Consider the following 18,184-nt stretch of genomic DNA (forward strand, 5'->3'; position numbering starts at 1 on the left):
GTTCGGCGGCGTCGGCGCGCCGCTTGTCGGCGGCCTTGCGGGCCTCGTCGAGGACCTGCTCGCCGTCGGCGCGGGCGGCGGCCCGCAGCGCGTCGGCCTCGGCCTCGCCGTCGGCCTTGACCTGCTCGGCCTCGGCCTTGAGCTGCTCCGCCTCCGCGGTGAGCCGCTCGGCCTCGGCCGTGGCTTCGCCGATGAGGGTGTCGGCCTGTTCGGCGGCGTCGGCGCGCCGCTTGTCGGCGGCCTTGCGGGCCTCGTCGAGGACCTGCTCGCCGTCGGCGCGGGCGGCGGCCCGCAGCGCGTCGGCCTCCGCCTCGCCGTCGGCCTTGACCTGCTCGGCCTCCGTCAGGAGCCGCTCGGCCTCCTCGGCGATCCGCTCGGCCTCCGCCGCCGCCTCGCCGAGGACCTTCTCGCCCTGCGCCGCCGCCTCCGAACGGATCCGGTTGGCGTCGTCGCGGGCGTCCGCACGCGTGCGGGCGGCGTCCTGCTCGGCCGAGGCCAGCGCGTCCGACGCCTCGGTCCGTACCCGCTGGGCGTACTCGGCGGTGTCCGCCTTCAGCTTCTCGGCCTCGGCGAGGGCGTCCGTGACCGTCCGCTCGGCCAGGGCCTTCGCCGCGTCGGACTCCTCCTGGGCGCGCTCGCGGATGCGGTTGGCGTCCTCGGTGGCCCGCTCCCGCTCCTCGTACGCGTCGGCGCGGACCCGGTCCGCCTCCTCCTGCGCCTCGGTCCTCGTGCGCTCGGCCGCGTGCTCGGCCGCGCTGCGCAGCCCGGCGATCTCCTCCTCGGCCGTCTCGCGCAGGCCCGCGACCGAGTCCCGTACCTCCTGCGCGGTGGTCTCGGCGGCCGACACCATCTCGGTCGCGCGGGTGTCCGCCTCCTCGACCAGGCGGTGCGCCTCGGCCTGCGCCTCCTCGACGCGCTTGCGGGCGGAGGCGAGCAGCTCCTCGCTCTGCTCGCGGGCCAGTTCGCGCTCGCGGCCGGCCTCGGCGCGGGCCGAGTCCAGCGTCTCCTCGGCCTCGCGGCGGCGCCGGTTGGCCTCCTCCTGGGCGGCGGCCAGCGCCTCCGCGGCCTCGGCGGCGACCCGCTCGGCGGCGGCGGCGGCCTCGGAGCGCACCCGGTCGGCGGTCTCCTGGGCCTCCGACTTCAGCCGCTCGGCCTCGGCGTCGGCCTCCTCGCGCAGCGCGGTCGCGGCGGACTCCGCCTCGGAACGGGCGGTGGACGCGTCCGCCGCCGCCTCCGAGCGAAGCCGCTCGGCCTCCCGCTCGGCCTGGGCCTGGAGGTTCCGGATCCGCTCGGCGGACTCGGTGCGCAGCCGCTCGGTCTCCTCCGCGGCCTCGCGCCGGATCCGCTCGCCCTCGGCGCGCGCGGCCACCAGTTCCTCGCCGGCCGACGCCAGCTTCGTCTCGGCCTCGGTGCGCAGCCGGGCCAGCTCGTCGGCGGCCTCCGCCTGCCGGGCAGCGGCGGCCCGCTCGGCCTCCTCGCGCAGCGCCACGGCGGCGGCCTCGGCGGCCTCCTTGACCGACTCGGCCTGCTCCTCGGCCTCGGCGCGCATCCGCTCGGCCTCGGCCCGGGTGCGCTCCAGGGTCTCCTCGGCCTGGGTGCGCAGGGTCTGCGCCCGCTCCATGGCCTCGCCGCGGACCCGGTCGCTCTCGGCGCCCGCGCTCGTACGCAGTTCGTCGGCGTCCTTACGGGCCTTGGTGAGCAGCTCCTCGGCGGTCTTCGCCGCCTCCTCGATCTGCCCCACGGCCTCGCGCCGGGCCTCGCCGCGGATCCGCTCGCCCTCGGCGATCGCCTCGGCGCGCAGCTGCTCGGCCTCGCCGCGCAGCCGGCGCGCCTCCTCCTGCAGCTCGACCGTCTTGGCGCGGTACTCCTTGGTGTCGTCCTTGGCCGAGCCGAGCAGCTCGTCGGCCTGCTCCTCGGCCTGCGAACGCAGCCGGTCGGCCTCGGTCTCGGCCTCGCGGCGGATCCGCTCGGCCTCCTCGGCGGCCTTCCGGGTGGTCTCCTGGGCGTCCTCGGAGGCCTTGGTCAGGATCTCCTCGGCGTTGCGGGCGGCCTTGGCGAGCGCCGCCGCGGAGTCCTCGGCGGCGACCGTACGGGCCTTCTCGGAGGCCTCCGAGACCAGCTTCTCGGCCGCGGCGGTGGCCTCGCGGAGCTTCTCCTCGGCCTGCTCCTTGAGGGTTTCGGCCTCCTTGGTGGCCTCGCCGACGAGGCGCGCGATCTCCGCCTTGGCGGTGCGGGTGCGCTGCTCGTTGACGGACTCGGCGCTGCTCAGCTGCTTGGCCGCGGCCTCCTTGGCCTCGGCGAGGGTGCGCTCGGCCTCCACCCGGGCCTCGCGCAGCCGGAGCTCGGCCTCCTGGACGCGCACCTCGGCCGTACGGGACAGCTCGGCGGCCTCGCGGCGGGCCTGGTCGGTCTCGGCGGTGGTGGAGGAGCGCAGCCGTTCGGCGTGACTGGTGGCCTCCTCCGCCTGGCTGGAGGCGGCGGAGAGCAGGCGCTCGGCGTCCTTGCGGGCGCGCAGCAGAATCGCTTCGGCCTCGGCCCGGGCCGCCTCCGCCTCGGTACCGACCCGGCGGCGGGTCTCCTCGGCGATCCGGGCGGCCTCGGCGCGGGCGGCGGCCAGCGACTGCTCGGCCTCGGCGCGGGACTCCTCCAGCAGGCGGCGGGCCTGGGACTCGGTGCGGGCGCGGAGCTGTTCGGCCCACGCCACGTTCTCGTTGACGTGCGACTCGACGGTCTGCCGGCGCTCGTTCAGCTCCTGGTCGAGCTGCTGGCGGCGCTGCACGGCCTCGGTGTGCAGCTCGGCCTGCAGGCGGGCCTGCTGCTCGGCGTGCTCCTGGAGGATGCGCTGGGTCTGGGCCCGGGCCTCGCGCAGCTCGCGCTCGGCGTCCTGGCGCAGCTGCTCGGCCTGCATCTGCGCGTTGCGCAGCATCTGTTCGGCCTGGTAGCCGATGTCCGCACTGTCGTAGGCGGGCCGGGACGCGATGGTGCGGCGCGCCTCGTGGAGCTTGGCGCGCAACACCTCGACCTGGTACCCGAGGTCCTCGGCGTGCTGGACGGCCTTCTCTCGCTCCTTCTTCAGCCGGTCCATCTCGGCTTCGAACCGCGAGAGATGGTCGTCTTCAGCTCGGTGGCTCTCCTGGCGTTCGTAGCCCCGCACTGCGCGGTCCATCCGTCCCCTGGTCGCAACACTCCAACGAGCACCGTTCACCCGGACAGAACGGCCCCCCGGGGAATCGTGGCAGATCGGACGACCCCGACATCCCGACTTCGGTGCCGCACGTACTCGGCCCCGACCGGCCCCGGCCCGGAGTGGCCCACTCTACCGGGCCGGGAATCCGGAGGTCAGTGCTCCGCTGAGGAGTGGTCAGCCGAGGGCTCTGCCGAGGTGACCAGTTCCGTCAGGACGCCGTGGCAGTCCTTGGGGTGGAGGAAGGTGATGCGGGAGCCCATGGAGCCGATCCGCGGCTCGTCGTAGAGGACCCGGACGCCCTTGCCGCGGATGGCCTCGGCGTCGCCGTCCACGTCCGCGGTGCCGAAGGCGATGTGGTGGACGCCCTCGCCGTTCTTGGCGAGCCACTTGCCCACGGCCGAGTCCTCGCGCGTGGGCTCCAGGAGCTGGAGGTAGGAGGCCCCGCCGTCGGAGGTCCCGTTGATCTTGAGCATGGCCTCGCGGACGCCCTGCTCCTCGTTGACCTCGGAGTGGAACACCTCGAAGCCGTACGTCGCCCGGTAGAACTCGACGGTCTTGTCGAGGTCGAAGCAGGCGATCCCGATGTGGTCGATACGCGTCAGCATGCGTCCAGTGCAGCGCCCGAGCGGTGGTTACGCAACGTGCGCGCGATCACACCGGCGGGCCGGTGACCCGGCGACGCACCGCTCAGTACATTGAACGTAAACCCTCGTTCACTCCTCATCCCTAGGGGCTGTGCCTCATGTCTGGAACGACCGGTACCACCTCAGTGATCGTCGCGGGCGCCCGCACGCCCATGGGTCGCCTGCTCGGCTCGCTCAAGTCCTTCTCGGGCGCCGACCTGGGCGGATTCGCGATCAAGGCCGCCCTGGACCGCGCCGGCATCGGCGGCGACCAGGTGCAGTACGTGATCATGGGCCAGGTGCTCCAGGCGGGCGCCGGGCAGATCCCCGCCCGCCAGGCCGCCGTCAAGGCCGGCATCCCGATGAACGTCCCCGCGCTCACCGTCAACAAGGTGTGTCTGTCAGGTCTGGACGCCATCGCGCTCGCCGACCAGCTGATCCGCGCGGGCGAGTTCGACGTGATCGTGGCCGGCGGCCAGGAGTCCATGACGAACGCCCCGCACCTGCTGCCGAAGTCCCGCGAGGGCTTCAAGTACGGCGCCATCGAGATGCTCGACGCCATGGCGTACGACGGCCTCACCGACGCCTTCGAGGGCATCGCCATGGGCGAGTCCACGGAGAAGCACAACACCCGTCTGGGCATTCCGCGCGAGGTCCAGGACGAGATCGCCGCCCTGTCGCACCAGCGCGCCGCCGCCGCCCAGAAGAACGGCGTGTTCGAGGCCGAGATCACCCCGGTCGAGATCCCGCAGCGCAAGGGCGAGCCGGTCGTCTTCTCCCAGGACGAGGGCATCCGCGCCGAGACCACGGTCGAGTCCCTCGGCAAGCTCCGCCCGGCCTTCGCCAAGGACGGCACGATCACCGCCGGCACCTCGTCGCAGATCTCCGACGGCGCCGCCGCCGTGGTCGTGATGAGCAAGGCCAAGGCCGAGGAGCTCGGTCTGGAGTGGATCGCCGAGATCGGCGCCCACGGCAACGTGGCGGGCCCGGACAACTCGCTGCAGTCGCAGCCGTCCAACGCGATCCTCCACGCCCTCAAGAAGGAGGGCCTGGAGGTCTCCGACCTCGACCTCATCGAGATCAACGAGGCCTTCGCCGCCGTCGCCCACCAGTCGATGAAGGACCTCGGCGTCACCCCCGAAAAGGTGAACGTCAACGGTGGTGCCATCGCGCTCGGCCACCCCATCGGCATGTCCGGCGCCCGCGTGGTGCTGCACCTCGCCCTGGAGCTCAAGCGGCGCGGCGGCGGCGTCGGCGCGGCGGCCCTGTGCGGCGGCGGCGGCCAGGGCGACGCCCTGATCGTGCGCGTGCCCGGCAAGTAAGCATCCGGCCAAGCACCCGGCTCAACCAGCAAGGAGCAGCTGCACATGGTGGACGTCCCCGCTCTGGTCGACCAGGCACGGGAGGGCAGGCCGCGGGCCGTGGCCCGGCTGATCTCGCTCGTGGAGGGGGCGTCCCCGCAGCTGCGCGAGGTCATGGCGGCGCTGGCCCCGCTGACCGGGAACGCCTACGTGGTGGGCCTCACCGGTTCGCCCGGCGTCGGCAAGTCGACGTCGACCTCGGCACTGGTCTCGGCGTACCGCCGGGCCGGCAAGCGGGTCGGCGTGCTCGCCGTCGACCCGTCCTCGCCGTTCAGCGGCGGCGCGCTCCTGGGCGACCGGGTGCGGATGTCGGACCACGCGTCCGACCCGGGCGTCTACATCCGCTCCATGGCCACCCGCGGCCACCTCGGCGGTCTCGCCTGGTCCGCCCCGCAGGCCATCCGCGTCCTGGACGCGGCCGGCTGCGACGTGATCCTGGTGGAGACCGTCGGCGTCGGCCAGTCCGAGGTGGAGATCGCCTCCCAGGCCGACACCTCGGTGGTGCTGCTCGCGCCGGGCATGGGCGACGGGATCCAGGCGGCGAAGGCGGGCATCCTGGAGATCGGCGACGTGTACGTGGTCAACAAGGCCGACCGGGACGGCGCCGACGCCACCGCCCGCGAGCTCAACCACATGCTGGGCCTCGGCGAGGCGCGCGGCCCCGGCGACTGGCGCCCGCCGATCGTGAAGACGGTCGCGGCGCGCGGCGAGGGCGTCGATGAGGTCGTGGAGGCCCTGGAGAAGCACCGCGCCTGGATGGAGGAGCACGGCGTCCTGGCGGAACGCCGCCGGGCCCGCGCCGCCCGTGAGGTCGAGACGATCGCGGTGACGGCGCTGCGCGAGCGGATCGGGGACCTGCACGGCGACCGGCGGCTCGACGCGCTCGCGGAGCGCATCACGGCCGGTGAGCTCGACCCGTACGCGGCCTCCGACGAGCTGATCGCGAGCCTGACGGGCCACTGAGTCCCGCGGACGGAGGAAGGGCCCGGCACCTGGAAGCAGGTGCCGGGCCCTTCCCGTGCGTCCGCGCCGTCCCGCGCCGCCGCTACGGCTTGCCGCGGCGGCCGCGCAGCTCCTCGGCGATCGGCTTCAGCGACTCGTGGAGGTCGCCGAGCGCCTCCGGGCTGAGCTGGTCGATGAAGTGCTTGCGCACCGACTCGACGTGGTGCGGGGCGACCTTGTGCATGGTCGTCATGCCCTCGTCGGTCAGCACCGCGTACAGCCCGCGCCGGTCGGACTCGCAGTTCTCCCGGCGGACGAGCCCGGCGTTCTCCATCCGGGTGATCTGGTGGGAGAGCCGGCTCTTGGACTGCAGGGTGGCGGCCGCCAGGTCGCTCATCCGCAGACGCCGGTCGGCGGACTCCGAGAGGTTCACCAGGATCTCGTAGTCGTTGATCGTCAGGCCGAAGGGCTGGAGGTCCTTCTCCAGCTGGTACATCAGCATTCTGTTGACGTCCAGGTAGGTGCGCCAGGCGCACTGCTCGGCGTCGGTGAGCCAGGGGGTGGCCGTCTCGGTCTCCATGTGTGGATTCTACCTAAAGAAGTTGAATACTGGACGAGTTCTGGGAGTGTGTTCGACGCGTCACGCTCCGCAGACTACCGCTCACAAACCGAAGCGACGCTGCAGGTCGCCGAGCTGTCCGGGAAGGCGCGGTACCGAACCGAGCGGTCCCTGGCCGGATCCGTGCGCTCCCGCCCCACCGTGACCGCCCGGCACGCCGGGCTGCGCACCCGGCTCGCCGATCGCCCGTTCCGGCATCAGCAGCTCCGTCGACTGGAGCAGTACGGTACCCGCTCCGACGAACTCGAACTGGTGCTCCTCGCCCGAGCTGCCGCCGATGCCCGTCAGCGCCCGCACGCCACCCATCACGCCGGTCAGGTAGCCGTGGTCGTAGTGGTGGCAGGGCGACGGGCAGTCGGCCCAGCCCACCAGCGCCTGCGGGTCCACCCGGAGCGGCGGCTCCATGAAGACCACCGGGCCGTTCGAGGCGGCGACGAACTTGCCGGTGCCGATGAGCGTGACGAAGCCCGGCACGATCGACTGCTTCAGCGCCAGCGACGGCTGGTACGCGAGCAGGTTGCCCGAACGGATCGTCAGGTTGCCCTCGTCCAGGTCGAACGAGTTCACGTCGAAGGCCCGGTCGGCCAGCAGCATCTTGCCGCTGCCCTCGGCCACCACCCAGTCGCTCGCGTGCAGCGGCGAGTGGAAGGAGGTGCGCACGAGCCGGTCGAGCTGGCCGTGGCCGATGCCGTTGAACTCGATCTGCCCGTAGTAGGCGATCATCTTGCCCTTCTGCAGGAACCACTGGGAGCCCTTGAGCTCCACGCAGAAGGTGTACGGGTTGACGTTGTCGTCGCTCGGCAGGGAATGCGGGTCGAGCACCGCGGGGCCCCCGGCCATAAAGGTGTTCACAGCTTCTCCTCCGACGCCTGCACGTACACCGAACCGCTCCCGCTCAGCTCCAGCTGGAACGCCTCGCCCGAGCCGCGGCCCACCATGTCCCGCCAGCCCAGCGCGGTGGACAGCTTGTTGCGCACGTCGCCGTGGTGGGCCACGTACGCCTGCGGGTCGACGTGCACCGGGCGGCCGGGCGTGATCGGCAGCTCGATGACCCCTCCGTGCGCCATCACGGCCACCGAGCCGTGGCCCTTGAGCGTGGTGGTGAACAGGCCCTGGCCGGTCACCTGGCCGCGGACCATGCCCATGACGCCGCCCTGCGAGCCCATGAACATGGTGCCCTGCTCCAGGGTGCCGTCGAAGGCGAGCAGCCGGTCGGCCTCCACGTAGAGGGTGTCGCCGGTCAGCGCGATCACCTGGATGTGGTGACCGCCGTGCCCGAACATCACCGTGCCGCTGCCCTCGACGGTCATCAGCGGGGTCGCCTCGCCGGCCACCCGGCGGCCGATCATCGACATCAGGCCGCCCTGGCCGCCGGCGATGTTCGGCGTGAAAGTGACGTCGCCGCGGTAGGCCAGCATCGCGCCCCGCTGGCTGAACAGCCGCTGCCCCGGGATCACCGTGGCCTCGACCATCTTGGAGTTGATCTCCCGGAACGGCATCAGACGTCGCCCCCGATCGTGTTCCGCTCGCTGGGCTGGACGTACACGAGTCCGTCGCCCTCGAAGCGGATCTGGAAGGCCTCGCCGCCGCCCTCGCCCATGAAGGTGCGGAAGGTCACACCCGACTGGAAGTGCTGCTGGAGGTTGCCCTGGTGGGCGATGTACGCGCCGGGGTCCACGGACAGCGGGTACTGCGGGGTCACCCGCAGCACGACCGCGGGTCCGTCGGACATGATCGCGGCCTGGCCGGTGCCCTCGACGGTCGTCGTGAACAGGCCGTTGCCGGTCGCGCCGCCGCGCAGTCCGGTGAAGGTCGTGCCGGTGCGCAGGCCTGCGTCGGTGCAGAGCAGATTGCTCGCCTCGACGAACAGCTTGTCGCCGTGGAGCTGGACGAGGTTGATCTCGGAGGCCCGGTCGGCGAACCAGCACGTGCCCTGGCCGCGGACCTCCATCACCTCCATCTGCTCACCGGTCAGCCTGCGGGTGACCATGCCGCGCAGGCCCTCACCGCCGCCGGACATCTTCTTGAAGGCCATCTGGCCGTCGTAGGCGACCATCGAGCCGTTCTTCGCCTTCACGGCGTCGCCGGTCATGGTCACGGCGAGCACTTTGCTGCCTTGGAGTCGGAACGTTGCCACGGAGGGAAGGTACTTGCCCCCCGGATAAAGGGACAGCAAAGTCGCCGTGCACAGTGACTCCGCCCGCCGCTGAGGCGGCGGGCTTCCTGCATGGAGGCTATGCCTCCGCGCAGAGGACCAGCCCGGCCCCGCTGAGCACGTTCAGCGCGCCGACGTGGTCGGCGTTCGCGAGGAAGCCGCACGCCGTGCACTCGAACTTCGCTTGGGTGAGGCGGTTCTCCCTGGCGACGTGCCCACACCGGGGGCAGGTGCGGGAGGTGTTGCGGGCGTCCACGGCGACCACGCGGCGAGCGGCACTTTCAGCCTTCTGCGCCAGGATCGTCAGGAACTTCCCCCAACCCGCGTCGAGGATTCTGCGGTTCAAGCCCGCCTTCGCGGCGGCTCCGTTCGGCAAGAACGCGCCGGGCTGATCGGGATCAGGCCTGGGCTTGGGGGCACGGGTCATTCCCGCGATGTTCAGGCGCTCGTGTGCGATCGTGCCGTGGCCGCGGATCAACTCCTTCGCGGCCTTGTGATGGTAATCACGGCGCTGACGCCGGATTCTGCCGTGCAGCTGGGCGACCTTGCGGACAGCGGCCCGGTGCTTCTTCGACCTCAGCCGAGTGCGTTTGGGGAACGTCGAGAGGTGCTGCTGTGCGACGGCCAACGCATCGGCGGATGCGTCGAGGTAGCGCGGATTCTCGAAGTGCTCACCATTCGACGTGGTGAGGAAGTGCGTCACGCCCATGTCGATGCCGATGATCGATCCGTTGGCGGGAAGCGGCTCGCGCGGCACCTGATCGCAGGCGAGGACTACGTACCAGTGTTTGCCCTCACGCTTCACGCTGATCGTCTTGACCCGCCCGCGTACCGGCCGGTGCTGGTGCACCCGCACGTGCCCGACGCCCTGCAAGCGCACCCGCGTCCGCCGGTCACGCGGCGTGGAATCCCAACGGCAGCCGTCCCCGTCTCTCGGGAACAGGACGGTGTCGAAGTGCCCCACACCCTTGAATCTGGGATAGCCCGGGGTGAGCCCCGCCTTCGCCCGACGGAAGAACGCCGCGAATGCCTTGTCCAGGCGGCGCAGCGTTGCCTGCTGCGAGCTGAACGACCACCGGCCCTGACGATCCGGGTCGAACGCCCGGATCTCCTTGAGCTGGGCGGACTGGTCGGCGTACTTGATGTTCGTCTTCGAGGCGTGCCGGTAGGCCTCCCGGCGCTCCTGCAGCGCGCCGTTGTAGAGCGAGCAGTGGTCCCGCAGCATGTCGCCCAGGGCCTGGGCCTGCCTGACGGTAGGGCGAAGGCGGAACGTGAAGACGGTGTACAGGTGAACCCCACCCCCTCCGGCGCTGATCGTTTTCTGGCTAGGTCATGATGGACGGGCCCTTGTGTATCCGTTCACAAGATCGAACGAAGGTGACCCCTCCCGTGGACATCAAGACCGCTTCCTCCCTGCACCGGCTCCGGCTCGTCTCCGCGCCGGAGGCCGTGTCGTTCCTGCTGCTCCTGGTCTGCTCGGTGCTCAAGCGGACCACGGACTTCAACGCGGTGCCGGTGATGGGCGCGATCCACGGCGTCCTCTTCATCCTGTACGTGCTCTTCTGGCTGGACGCCTGGAACCGCACCAAGTGGTCCTTCAAGACGGCGGCGGTCTACTTCGTCCTCTCCGTGCTGCCCTTCGGCGGATTCTTCGCGGAGCGCAAGCTCAAGCGCGAGGCCGAGGCGGCGGTCATCGCCTCCCGCGCCCGCCGCGAAGGCGTGGTGAACGCATGATCGTCGCCTTCTCGGTGACCCCGCTGGGCGTGGGGGAGGAGGTCGGCGAGTACGTCGCCGACGCGGTCCGGGTCGTGCGCGAGTCGGGTCTGCCGAACCGCACGGACGCCATGTTCACCTCGGTCGAGGGCGAGTGGGACGAGGTCATGGACGTCGTCAAGCGTGCCGTCGCCGCCGTGGAGGCCCGGGCGCCGCGCGTCTCGGTCGTCCTCAAGGCCGACATCCGGCCCGGCGTCACGGACGGGCTGACCGCGAAGGTCGACACCGTGGAGCGCCACCTGGCCGGCTGAACCGGCCCCCTTGTGCATCCGTGGAGCCCCGGACCTCAGCCGGTCCGGGGCTCCGTCGCGTCCAGGTGGGCGGCGACGCGCCGGAGCAGTCCGACGAGCGTCCCGTACTCCTCGGGCGACAGGCTCTCCGTCACCCGGGCCCGCAGGACGCCGACCTGTTCCGCGATCCGCCCGTGCGCCCGGCGGCCCTCCTCGGTCAGTGCCACGGTGCCGTCCTCGGAGCGGCTCGCCCAGCCGCGCCCCGCGAGGTCGTCGACGTACGGGCGCACGGTCGGCTCGCCGTCGGACAGGAACGGCGCCACGGCCGTGTCGAGCTCGGCGAGCGTGGCCGGCCCGTACGCGAGCGTGTGCAGCACCTGCCAGTGCCGGCGGGCGAGGCCGTCGGCGGCGAACAGCCGGCTCATCGCCGCCTCGATCGCGCCGTCGACGTGCTTCAGCCAGTAGCCGAACGGGCGCTGGGTCCGGACGTCTTCCCCGGGCATGCGGCATCCCCCAATGCATGTAGTTTTACAACAGTTGTAAACTAACATGCATGCCAGAGGAGCGCATGCAGGAAGAGGAACAACGGGAAGCCCTGGTCGCCGTCGAGCGGGCCATGGTCGCCATCCGCCGCAGCCAGACCCGCCGCTCGCTCGGACGTCTCGCGCCGGCGGACGGCGGCCGGGCGGTCGACCCCACGCTGTTCGGGGTCCTCGACGCGGTCGAGGGCCGGGACGGGAGCTGCTCGGTCACCGACGTCGCCACCGCGCTCGGCGTGGACCAGCCCCGGGCGAGCCGGCTTGTCCTGCGCGCCGTCGAGGAGGGCTGGGTCAGCCGTCGGCCCGACCCCTCCGACGCCCGGCGGGCGCTGCTCGCGCTCACCGCCGACGGCCGGGAGCAGGTCGACCGTACCCACCGCTTCCGGCAGCGGGTCTTCGCCCGGGTGATGGCGGACTGGCCGGACGCCGACCGGCTCGCGTTCGCCCGGCTGCTCACCGCCTTCGTGGACGGCTTCGGGCGCGAGACCGACTCCGGCCGGGAGCGGGCGGACTGAGGGTCCGTAGGGCCGGCCGGCGGTGGCGGGCCGAGGGCCCGTTGGGCCGGCCGGCGGACGCCGGGCGTCACCCGTTACGCCCAGAAGCCCGCCTTTCGTGAAATACCCTCACTCGGACGCTTCCCAGTCGACACGCCGATGAATGTCCCCTTTCGTGGGGCTATCGACAGGTTCGACGACAGCTGGAGGCACCGTGCGGCCGCGAGGCTACGACTACGACACCTACAGCCGACTCGCCGGTCCCCTCACGGAACCGGACCGGGCGGGGGACACCTACCAGGTGCAGTACCGGAGTCTGCTCTCGAAGGAACCGCACCGAATACGAGCCGTCCTCCTCATGGGTCTCGCACCGCTGCTCTCGGCGCTGCTCCTGGTCTACCTCGTCTGGCCGAGCCACTGGACCGTCCGCGAGGGCGACGACACCTGGCGGGTGCCGTACGACACCGTGATGCTCGTGTCGATCGGGCTGATCTGCTTCTTCATGCTGGTGAACGTCACCTCGATCGCGCACGCCACCCTCGTCGCCCGCGACCCCATACCCGTGCGCCCCGAGCCGGGCACCCGGGTCGCCTTCCTCACCACCTACGTGCCCGGCAAGGAACCGCTCTCCATGGTCCGGGCCACCCTCGAAGGCGCCGTGCGGCTGCGCCACGACGGGCGGCTCGACGTGTGGCTGCTCGACGAGGGCGACGACCCCGGCGCGAAGGCGCTGTGCGAGCAGCTCGGCGTCCGGCACTTCACCCGCGCCGGCGTCCCCGAGTGGAACCGCAGGAAGGGCGCCCACAAGGCCCGCACCAAGCACGGCAACTACAACGCCTGGCTCGCGATGCACGGCGACGCCTACGACTTCTTCGCCTCCGTGGACACCGACCACGTGCCGCTCCCGAACTTCCTGGAGCGGATGCTCGGCTACTTCCGCGACCCCGACATCGCCTTCGTCGTCGGTCCGCAGGTCTACGGCAACTACACCTCGGCCGTCACCAAGGCCGCCGAGTCGCAGCAGTTCCTCTTCCACGCGCTCATCCAGCGGGCCGGCAACCGCTACCGCGCCCCCATGTTCGTCGGCACCAACAACGTCGTCCGCGTCACCGCCCTCAAGCAGGTCGGCGGCCTGTACGACTCCATCACCGAGGACATGGCCACCGGCTTCGAACTGCACCGGCGGAGGAACCCGCTCACCGGCCGCTTCTGGCGCTCCGTCTACACCCCCGACGTCCTCGCGGTGGGTGAGGGACCCGCCTCCTGGACGGACTTCTTCACCCAGCAGCTGCGCTGGTCACGCGGCACCTACGAGACGCTGCTCAAGCAGTACTGGAAGGCACCCTTCCGCACCCCGCCCGGGCGGCTCCTCAACTACACGCTGATGCTCGTCTACTACCCGATGACGGCCGTCAACTGGTTCCTGGGCATCCTCTCCTGCGTCCTCTTCCTGTGGCTCGGCGCGTCCGGCACCCAGGTCTCCTCCTCGGTCTGGCTGATGATCTACAGCGACGCCGTCGCCCTCCAGATCGGCCTCTACCTGTGGAACCGCCGCCACAACGTCTCGCCCCACGAACCCGAGGGCTCCGGCGGCCTCGCCGGCATGGCGATGTCCGCGCTGTCCGCGCCGATCTACCTCAAGTCCCTCGGCTCCGCGCTGCTGCGCACCCGCGGCCGCTTCGTCGTCACCCCCAAGGGCGGCGAGGCCAGCCCCGACCGGGTCCTCACCTTCCGCATCCACCTCTACTGGGCCGCGGTCCTCGTCGCCTCCCTCGTCGCCTCCGTCCGCCTCGGCCACACCCACGCGGCCATGCGCACCTGGGCGGTGCTCGCCCTGCTCATCGCGCTCGCGCCGCTCGCCGTGTGGGCCTTCACCGTGCTGCGCGACCGGCGCCGGCTGCGGATCCGCACGGCCGCCAGGGCACGGGCCCGCGCCCGCGGGCGGGCCGACGCCGCCGGAGGCGTCACCGTCATCGCCACCCCCGCCAAGACCGGGCCGACGCCCACCACCGCGACCGCGCCCACGACGACCGGAGGGAACTGAGCCATGGCCTACCGGCCGTCCAAGCAGTTCAAGAAGACCCTGCTCGGCAGCGGCGCCGTCCTCGTGCTCGCGGCCCTGAACGCCCCGGCCGCCGTGTCCTTCGCGACGGAGAAGTACCACGCGTACAAGATCGCCCAGCCCGAGTACCAGCGGAAGTACGGCTCCTGGGGCGTGGTCGACGTGCCCGAGCAGTACCGCATCAACGCCATCCACGCCGCCCTGCTGCACACCGGCAAGGTGCTGCTCATCGCCGGCTCCGGCAACGACCAGAAGAAGTTCGACGCGGGCACCTTCGAGACCGTCCTCTGGGACCCGGTGAAGAACACCTTCAAGTCGATCCCCACGCCGGAGGACTTCTTCTGCTCCGGCCACACCCAGCTGCCGGACGGCCGTCTCCTCGTGGCCGGCGGCACCGCCCGTTACGAGATCCTCGACGGCGAGGTCAAGCGGGCCGGCGGCGGCATGCGGGTCAAGAACGAGAGCCCCGACAAGGCGGTCACCCTCAGGAAGGGCACCGTCTTCCGCTCGCCGTCCGGCGTCGAGTACGTCTCGAAGTTCGACGTGACCGTGCCCAAGGCCAAGCGCGAGTTCGAGATCTCGTACTTCAAGAGCGGCCAGATGAAGCCGTGGAAGACCAAGGTCACCGCCGCCGAGGCCCGGGTCTTCGTCGAGGCCCGGAAGGAGGGCCCGCAGGCGCTCACCACCGAGGCCGCGCAGTACGAGGTCGTCGGCCTCAAGGGCGACGACGCCGACAACGTCTACGGGCTCGCACAGAAGCTCACCACCGAGAAGCAGGACTTCCAGGGCATCAAGGCCGCGTACGAGTTCGACCCGAAGGCCGAGCGCTACATCCCGGTCGCGCCCATGAAGGACGCCCGCTGGTACCCGACGCTCGTCACCCTCGACGACGGCAAGGTGCTCGCCGTGTCCGGGCTCAACGACGTCGGCGACGTCGTCCCCGGGGACAACGAGATCTACGACCCGAAGACGAAGAAGTGGTCCAAGGGCCCCTTCCGGTACTTCCCCACCTACCCGGCGCTCTTCCTCACCAAGGGCGGCAAGCTCCTCTACACCGGCTCCAACGCCGGCTACGGACCCGCCGAGAAGGGCCGTGAGCCCGGCCTGTGGGACCTGAAGAAGAACTCCTTCACCAAGCTGGGCGGACTCACCGACCCCGACCAGCTGGAGACCTCTGCCTCCCTGATGCTGCCGCCCGCGCAGCACCAGAAGGTCATGGTCCTCGGCGGCGGCGGGGTCGGCGAGTCGCCCGCCTCCACCGCCCGCACCTCGATCATCGACCTGTCCAAGGACAGTCCCGTCTTCAGCGACGGGCCGGCCCTGCCGCAGGGCACCCGCTACCTCAGCAGCGTGCTCATGCCCGACGACACCGTCTTCACCAGCGGCGGTTCGGGCGACTACCGGGGCCGCGGCGGCAGCAACATCCTCAAGGCGCAGTTCTACGACCCGAGGTCCAACGCCTTCAACGAGGCCGCCGAGCCCACCGTCGGCCGCAACTACCACTCCGAGGCGCTGCTGCTGCCCGACGGACGGGTCGCCACCTTCGGCTCCGACCCGCTCTTCGACGACGCCGACAACACCAAGCTCGGCACCTTCGAGCAGCGCATCGAGGTCTTCACCCCGCCCAGCCTGCACCGCGCCGGCGGGAACCGGCCGGTGCTCGGCGAGGGTCCGCAGGAGCTCGACCAGAACGGCCGGGCCACCTTCAAGACCAAGGACGCGGCCCGGATCGCCAAGGCCCGGCTGATGCGGCCCAGCGCCGTCACCCACACCACCGACGTCGAACAGCGCTCGGTGGAACTGGCCCTGACGAAGGAGCCTGACGGCGTGACCGTCACCGTCGAGGTCCCCGAGGACAAGACGCTGGTGCCGCCCGGCTGGTACATGCTGTTCGTGACCGACCAGGACGGGATCCCGTCCGAGGCCAAGTGGATCCAGGTGTCCTGACGACCGTCAGACCGCAGTGGCCCCCAGGACGCCCTGGCCGTAGTCCTAGTCCAAGTCCTAGCCCCAGCCCTGGCACTAGCCCTTGGCCCGGCGGGCCAGGCCGAGGGCGTAGTCGGGCCACCAGGTGCCGGCGGCCGGGCCGCCCCGGCAGGGGCCGTCCGAGTCGCCGGGCCGCTTGATCCACAGGTAGGCGTCGACCAGTTCGTCACCGGTCCGGTCGGTCGGCGGTACGCCGAGCGCGCGGCCCGGGGGATTGCACCAGGCCTCCGCCCGGTCGCCCGGGAGGGGGCCGTCGCCGTTGCGGCTGGTGTCCACGGTGAAGTGGCTGCCGCCGAGCAGCCGGGACAGGCCGGCGCCGAAGTCCCGTACGACGTCGTTGGTCTGGAAGTTGGAGACGTTGAGCGCGAAGCCGTCGGCGCGGGCGACGCCCGCCCGGCGCAGCGGCTCCACCAGCTTGTTCGGGTCGTCGATCCAGGCCGGGTTGCCCGCGTCGAGGTAGACCCGGGTGCGCGGCTGCCGCTTGAACCGGTCGACGGCCCCGGAGAGCAGCTCCAGCCGCTCGTCGTGGTACTCGCCCGGGGTGCAGCCGTCCACGACGTGCGGCACCGCGTCCGGCTCCAGGACCACGACCGCGGGCGCGTCACCGATCGCGGAGGCGAAGGAGTCCACCCAGTGCCGGTAGGCCCGTGCGTCGTGCGCCCCGCCCGCGGAGTACATGCCGCAGTCGCGGTGCGGGATGTTGTACGCGACGAGGACGACCGTCCGCCGGCCTGCCGCCGCGCCCTTCACCGCCCGGGTCACGTCCGGCACGGGGTCGTCGCCGGCCGGCCAGTCGGCCACCGGCCGCTCCGAGATCCGCCGCAGGATCCTGGCGTCCTCGGTACGGCCCTGGGCCTCGTACTCCCTGACCTGCCGGGCCGCGTCGCTCTCCGGGTCCACCCAGAACGGCGAGCCGCCGGTGGGCGGGGCGGACCCGCCGCGCGCGGAGGGCGGTCCGACGGGGGAGGCGGGCGCGTCGTCGTCCGTGCCGCACCCGGTGAGCAGCAGCGCGGCGGCGAGGGCGGCGGTGGCGAGGGAACGACGGCGACGGGACATCCGGCCCCCAGGGTCGGCTTCGGGCTACGGCGAGGGGTCAGGCGATACGGCACAGACCGGGCCATCGTGACATAACGGTCACTCGTCCTCCGGCTGCGACACCGCGAGCGCGATGCCCAGCGGCGTCCGCTCGTACAGCACCTGGTGCCCGTACCGGCGGGAGGCCAGCAGTCCGGCCGCGCGCAGCACCGACAGGTGCGCCGACACCGACGACAGCGCGAGGCCGAGCCGGTGCGCGAGGGCGGAGGTGCCGGCCGGCTCGTCCAGCGCGCACAGCACGTCCGCCCTGGCCCGGCCGAGCAGCCGGGCGAGCGCGTCCGGCGTCCGCTCCCGGGGCTCCGTCCACAGTCCGCCGATCCCGCGCGCCGGATACGCCACCGTCGGCTGCCACGGAGGGTCGAAGCCGCTCACCACCTCCGGCCAGATGAACACGGACGGCAGCAGCACCAGGCCCTGGCCCTCCAGTGCGCGCACGTGCTCGCCGCGGTAGTCGACGGTCAGGGTCGCCGTCTCCTCCGACCAGGCAAAGGCCGGGTGCAGCTCGCCGAGCAGCCGCTCCAGGCCGCCCTCGGCGAGCCGCCGCGAGTGGTAGGCGACGTCCGCCTCCAGGAGCGCCCGCAGCCGCGGCCACTCCGGCTCCACCAGCGTCTCCCACGCCCGCTCCAGCAGATCCGCGAGCCGGGCCAGCGAGCCCGCCGGATCGGCCATGATCCGCCGCCCCTCCGCGCTCTTCGCGGCGCCCGGGGTGTCCGCGAGCGCCCGCGCGAAGTCCGCGGCCGCGATCTCGGGGGCCGTGGCCCGCACCGCCGCGATCTCCTCCGCGAAGGTCCCGGCCGGGGTGAGCGGCGGCGGATAGAGGCAGTCCGGACTGTGCCCGCGCTGCGGCATGAGCAGGTGCAGCGGCGCGAGGTCGAGGCCCCGCGCGGCCTGGGCGATCCGCCGCAGCCACGGCTGGTGGTACCGCTGCTGCCGCGGCCGGGCGAGCACCCGCACCGCGGACTGCGTCTCCCAGAGCGGCGAGATCGCGAACCGGATGCGCAGGGGATCGGCCTCGCCGAAGTGGAGGTGGTACGGCACGGGGCCTCCTTCCGGCAGGGCGACCCACGGCGGACTTTCGGCTGGAGCCGAAAGTCTAGGGCGAGGCACCGGCGCACCCG

General features: G+C 72.0%; 17 protein-coding genes. 7 read left to right on the plus strand and 10 right to left on the minus strand.

Annotated elements, in window-relative coordinates; genetic code table 11:
* Together scy and mce are read right to left on the minus strand one after the other, a co-directional pair.
* The coding region (gene scy / locus ACFY8W_RS21410) for a polarized growth protein Scy (RefSeq protein WP_391108258.1) at positions 1–3,154 on the minus strand (3,154 nt) is incomplete at its 3' end.
* Between the two features lie 185 nt (positions 3,155–3,339).
* Complete coding sequence (mce, locus tag ACFY8W_RS21415) at positions 3,340–3,792, minus strand: methylmalonyl-CoA epimerase (protein ID WP_056567577.1); 453 nt, start codon at positions 3,790–3,792, stop codon at positions 3,340–3,342.
* Between the two features lie 137 nt (positions 3,793–3,929).
* Between mce and ACFY8W_RS21420 the strand changes: the two genes are divergently transcribed.
* Entirely contained in the window at positions 3,930–5,132 is a 1,203-nt protein-coding gene (locus tag ACFY8W_RS21420) for an acetyl-CoA C-acyltransferase (RefSeq protein ID WP_391107394.1), read from the plus strand.
* 45 nt (positions 5,133–5,177) lie between these two features.
* Positions 5,178–6,134, plus strand: coding sequence for a methylmalonyl Co-A mutase-associated GTPase MeaB (gene meaB / locus ACFY8W_RS21425; protein ID WP_391107397.1), 957 nt, complete (start codon positions 5,178–5,180; stop codon positions 6,132–6,134).
* Between the two features lie 82 nt (positions 6,135–6,216).
* Here the strand turns inward: meaB and ACFY8W_RS21430 are convergent, their stop codons facing one another.
* The 5 genes from ACFY8W_RS21430 to ACFY8W_RS21450 all read right to left on the minus strand — a co-directional run bounded on the left by ACFY8W_RS21430 (position 6,217) and on the right by ACFY8W_RS21450 (position 10,175).
* Positions 6,217–6,693, minus strand: a complete 477-nt coding sequence (locus ACFY8W_RS21430) for a MarR family transcriptional regulator (protein ID WP_391107400.1) — start codon at positions 6,691–6,693, stop codon at positions 6,217–6,219.
* Positions 6,694–6,774: 81 nt separating this feature from the next.
* Positions 6,775–7,572, minus strand: a complete 798-nt coding sequence (locus ACFY8W_RS21435; RefSeq protein WP_391108261.1) for an AIM24 family protein — start codon at positions 7,570–7,572, stop codon at positions 6,775–6,777.
* An 8-nt stretch (positions 7,573–7,580) separates the two neighbouring features.
* Entirely contained in the window at positions 7,581–8,231 is a 651-nt protein-coding gene (locus ACFY8W_RS21440; protein WP_391107403.1) for an AIM24 family protein, read from the minus strand.
* Positions 8,231–8,869: an AIM24 family protein gene (locus tag ACFY8W_RS21445; protein ID WP_391107406.1), complete on the minus strand. Its 639-nt coding sequence runs from the start codon at positions 8,867–8,869 to the stop codon at positions 8,231–8,233. Before ACFY8W_RS21445 ends, ACFY8W_RS21440 begins: the two co-directional genes overlap by 1 nt.
* A 97-nt stretch (positions 8,870–8,966) precedes the next feature.
* On the minus strand, positions 8,967–10,175 hold the full coding sequence (locus tag ACFY8W_RS21450; RefSeq protein ID WP_391108264.1) for an RNA-guided endonuclease TnpB family protein: 1,209 nt from the start codon (positions 10,173–10,175) through the stop codon (positions 8,967–8,969).
* A 101-nt stretch (positions 10,176–10,276) separates the two neighbouring features.
* On the opposite strand from ACFY8W_RS21450, the gene ACFY8W_RS21455 reads away from it, so the two are divergent.
* Together ACFY8W_RS21455 and ACFY8W_RS21460 are read left to right on the plus strand one after the other, a co-directional pair.
* Positions 10,277–10,621 carry a DUF3817 domain-containing protein gene (locus ACFY8W_RS21455; RefSeq protein ID WP_391107409.1) on the plus strand — a complete coding sequence of 115 codons (345 nt, stop codon included), beginning with the start codon at positions 10,277–10,279 and terminating at the stop codon, positions 10,619–10,621.
* Entirely contained in the window at positions 10,618–10,911 is a 294-nt protein-coding gene (locus ACFY8W_RS21460) for an MTH1187 family thiamine-binding protein (RefSeq protein WP_391107412.1), read from the plus strand. Before ACFY8W_RS21455 ends, ACFY8W_RS21460 begins: the two co-directional genes overlap by 4 nt.
* A 35-nt stretch (positions 10,912–10,946) precedes the next feature.
* On the opposite strand, the gene ACFY8W_RS21465 is transcribed toward ACFY8W_RS21460, so the two are convergent.
* Entirely contained in the window at positions 10,947–11,393 is a 447-nt protein-coding gene (locus ACFY8W_RS21465; protein WP_391107414.1) for a MarR family winged helix-turn-helix transcriptional regulator, read from the minus strand.
* Positions 11,394–11,443: 50 nt separating this feature from the next.
* Here ACFY8W_RS21465 and ACFY8W_RS21470 point away from each other — a divergent pair, with 50 nt between their 5' ends.
* The 3 genes from ACFY8W_RS21470 to ACFY8W_RS21480 all read left to right on the plus strand — a co-directional run bounded on the left by ACFY8W_RS21470 (position 11,444) and on the right by ACFY8W_RS21480 (position 15,932).
* On the plus strand, positions 11,444–11,944 hold the full coding sequence (locus tag ACFY8W_RS21470; protein ID WP_391107417.1) for a MarR family transcriptional regulator: 501 nt from the start codon (positions 11,444–11,446) through the stop codon (positions 11,942–11,944).
* 193 nt (positions 11,945–12,137) lie between these two features.
* Positions 12,138–13,967 carry a glycosyltransferase family 2 protein gene (locus tag ACFY8W_RS21475; RefSeq protein WP_391107420.1) on the plus strand — a complete coding sequence of 610 codons (1,830 nt, stop codon included), beginning with the start codon at positions 12,138–12,140 and terminating at the stop codon, positions 13,965–13,967.
* Between the two features lie 3 nt (positions 13,968–13,970).
* Positions 13,971–15,932 (plus strand): galactose oxidase-like domain-containing protein, encoded by a 1,962-nt coding sequence (locus ACFY8W_RS21480; RefSeq protein WP_391107422.1) that lies wholly within the window; start codon positions 13,971–13,973, stop codon positions 15,930–15,932.
* A gap of 75 nt (positions 15,933–16,007) precedes the next feature.
* On the opposite strand, the gene ACFY8W_RS21485 is transcribed toward ACFY8W_RS21480, so the two are convergent.
* Positions 16,008–17,027, minus strand: coding sequence for a glycoside hydrolase family 6 protein (locus tag ACFY8W_RS21485; RefSeq protein WP_391107425.1), 1,020 nt, complete (start codon positions 17,025–17,027; stop codon positions 16,008–16,010).
* A gap of 78 nt (positions 17,028–17,105) precedes the next feature.
* Positions 17,106–18,104 (minus strand): DUF5937 family protein, encoded by a 999-nt coding sequence (locus tag ACFY8W_RS21490; RefSeq protein ID WP_391107428.1) that lies wholly within the window; start codon positions 18,102–18,104, stop codon positions 17,106–17,108.
* Between the last annotated feature and the right edge of the window lie 80 nt (positions 18,105–18,184).

Origin of the sequence: Streptomyces sp. NPDC012637 (genome assembly GCF_042954805.1) — a bacterium.
In the GTDB taxonomy this organism is placed as follows: domain Bacteria; phylum Actinomycetota; class Actinomycetes; order Streptomycetales; family Streptomycetaceae; genus Streptomyces.

What these genes read in the sequence shown, in the direction of transcription:
- ACFY8W_RS21485 (WP_391107425.1), bottom strand. Translation starts at nt 17,027, where the DNA reads ATGTCCCGTCGCCGTCGTTCCCTCGCCACCGCCGCCCTCGCCGCCGCG.
- ACFY8W_RS21470 (WP_391107417.1), top strand. Translation starts at nt 11,444, where the DNA reads ATGCCAGAGGAGCGCATGCAGGAAGAGGAACAACGGGAAGCCCTGGTC.
- ACFY8W_RS21480 (WP_391107422.1), top strand. Translation starts at nt 13,971, where the DNA reads ATGGCCTACCGGCCGTCCAAGCAGTTCAAGAAGACCCTGCTCGGCAGC.
- meaB (WP_391107397.1), top strand. Translation starts at nt 5,178, where the DNA reads ATGGTGGACGTCCCCGCTCTGGTCGACCAGGCACGGGAGGGCAGGCCG.
- ACFY8W_RS21440 (WP_391107403.1), bottom strand. Translation starts at nt 8,231, where the DNA reads ATGCCGTTCCGGGAGATCAACTCCAAGATGGTCGAGGCCACGGTGATC.
- ACFY8W_RS21460 (WP_391107412.1), top strand. Translation starts at nt 10,618, where the DNA reads ATGATCGTCGCCTTCTCGGTGACCCCGCTGGGCGTGGGGGAGGAGGTC.
- ACFY8W_RS21435 (WP_391108261.1), bottom strand. Translation starts at nt 7,572, where the DNA reads ATGGCCGGGGGCCCCGCGGTGCTCGACCCGCATTCCCTGCCGAGCGAC.
- ACFY8W_RS21465 (WP_391107414.1), bottom strand. Translation starts at nt 11,393, where the DNA reads ATGCCCGGGGAAGACGTCCGGACCCAGCGCCCGTTCGGCTACTGGCTG.
- ACFY8W_RS21430 (WP_391107400.1), bottom strand. Translation starts at nt 6,693, where the DNA reads ATGGAGACCGAGACGGCCACCCCCTGGCTCACCGACGCCGAGCAGTGC.
- ACFY8W_RS21420 (WP_391107394.1), top strand. Translation starts at nt 3,930, where the DNA reads ATGTCTGGAACGACCGGTACCACCTCAGTGATCGTCGCGGGCGCCCGC.
- mce (WP_056567577.1), bottom strand. Translation starts at nt 3,792, where the DNA reads ATGCTGACGCGTATCGACCACATCGGGATCGCCTGCTTCGACCTCGAC.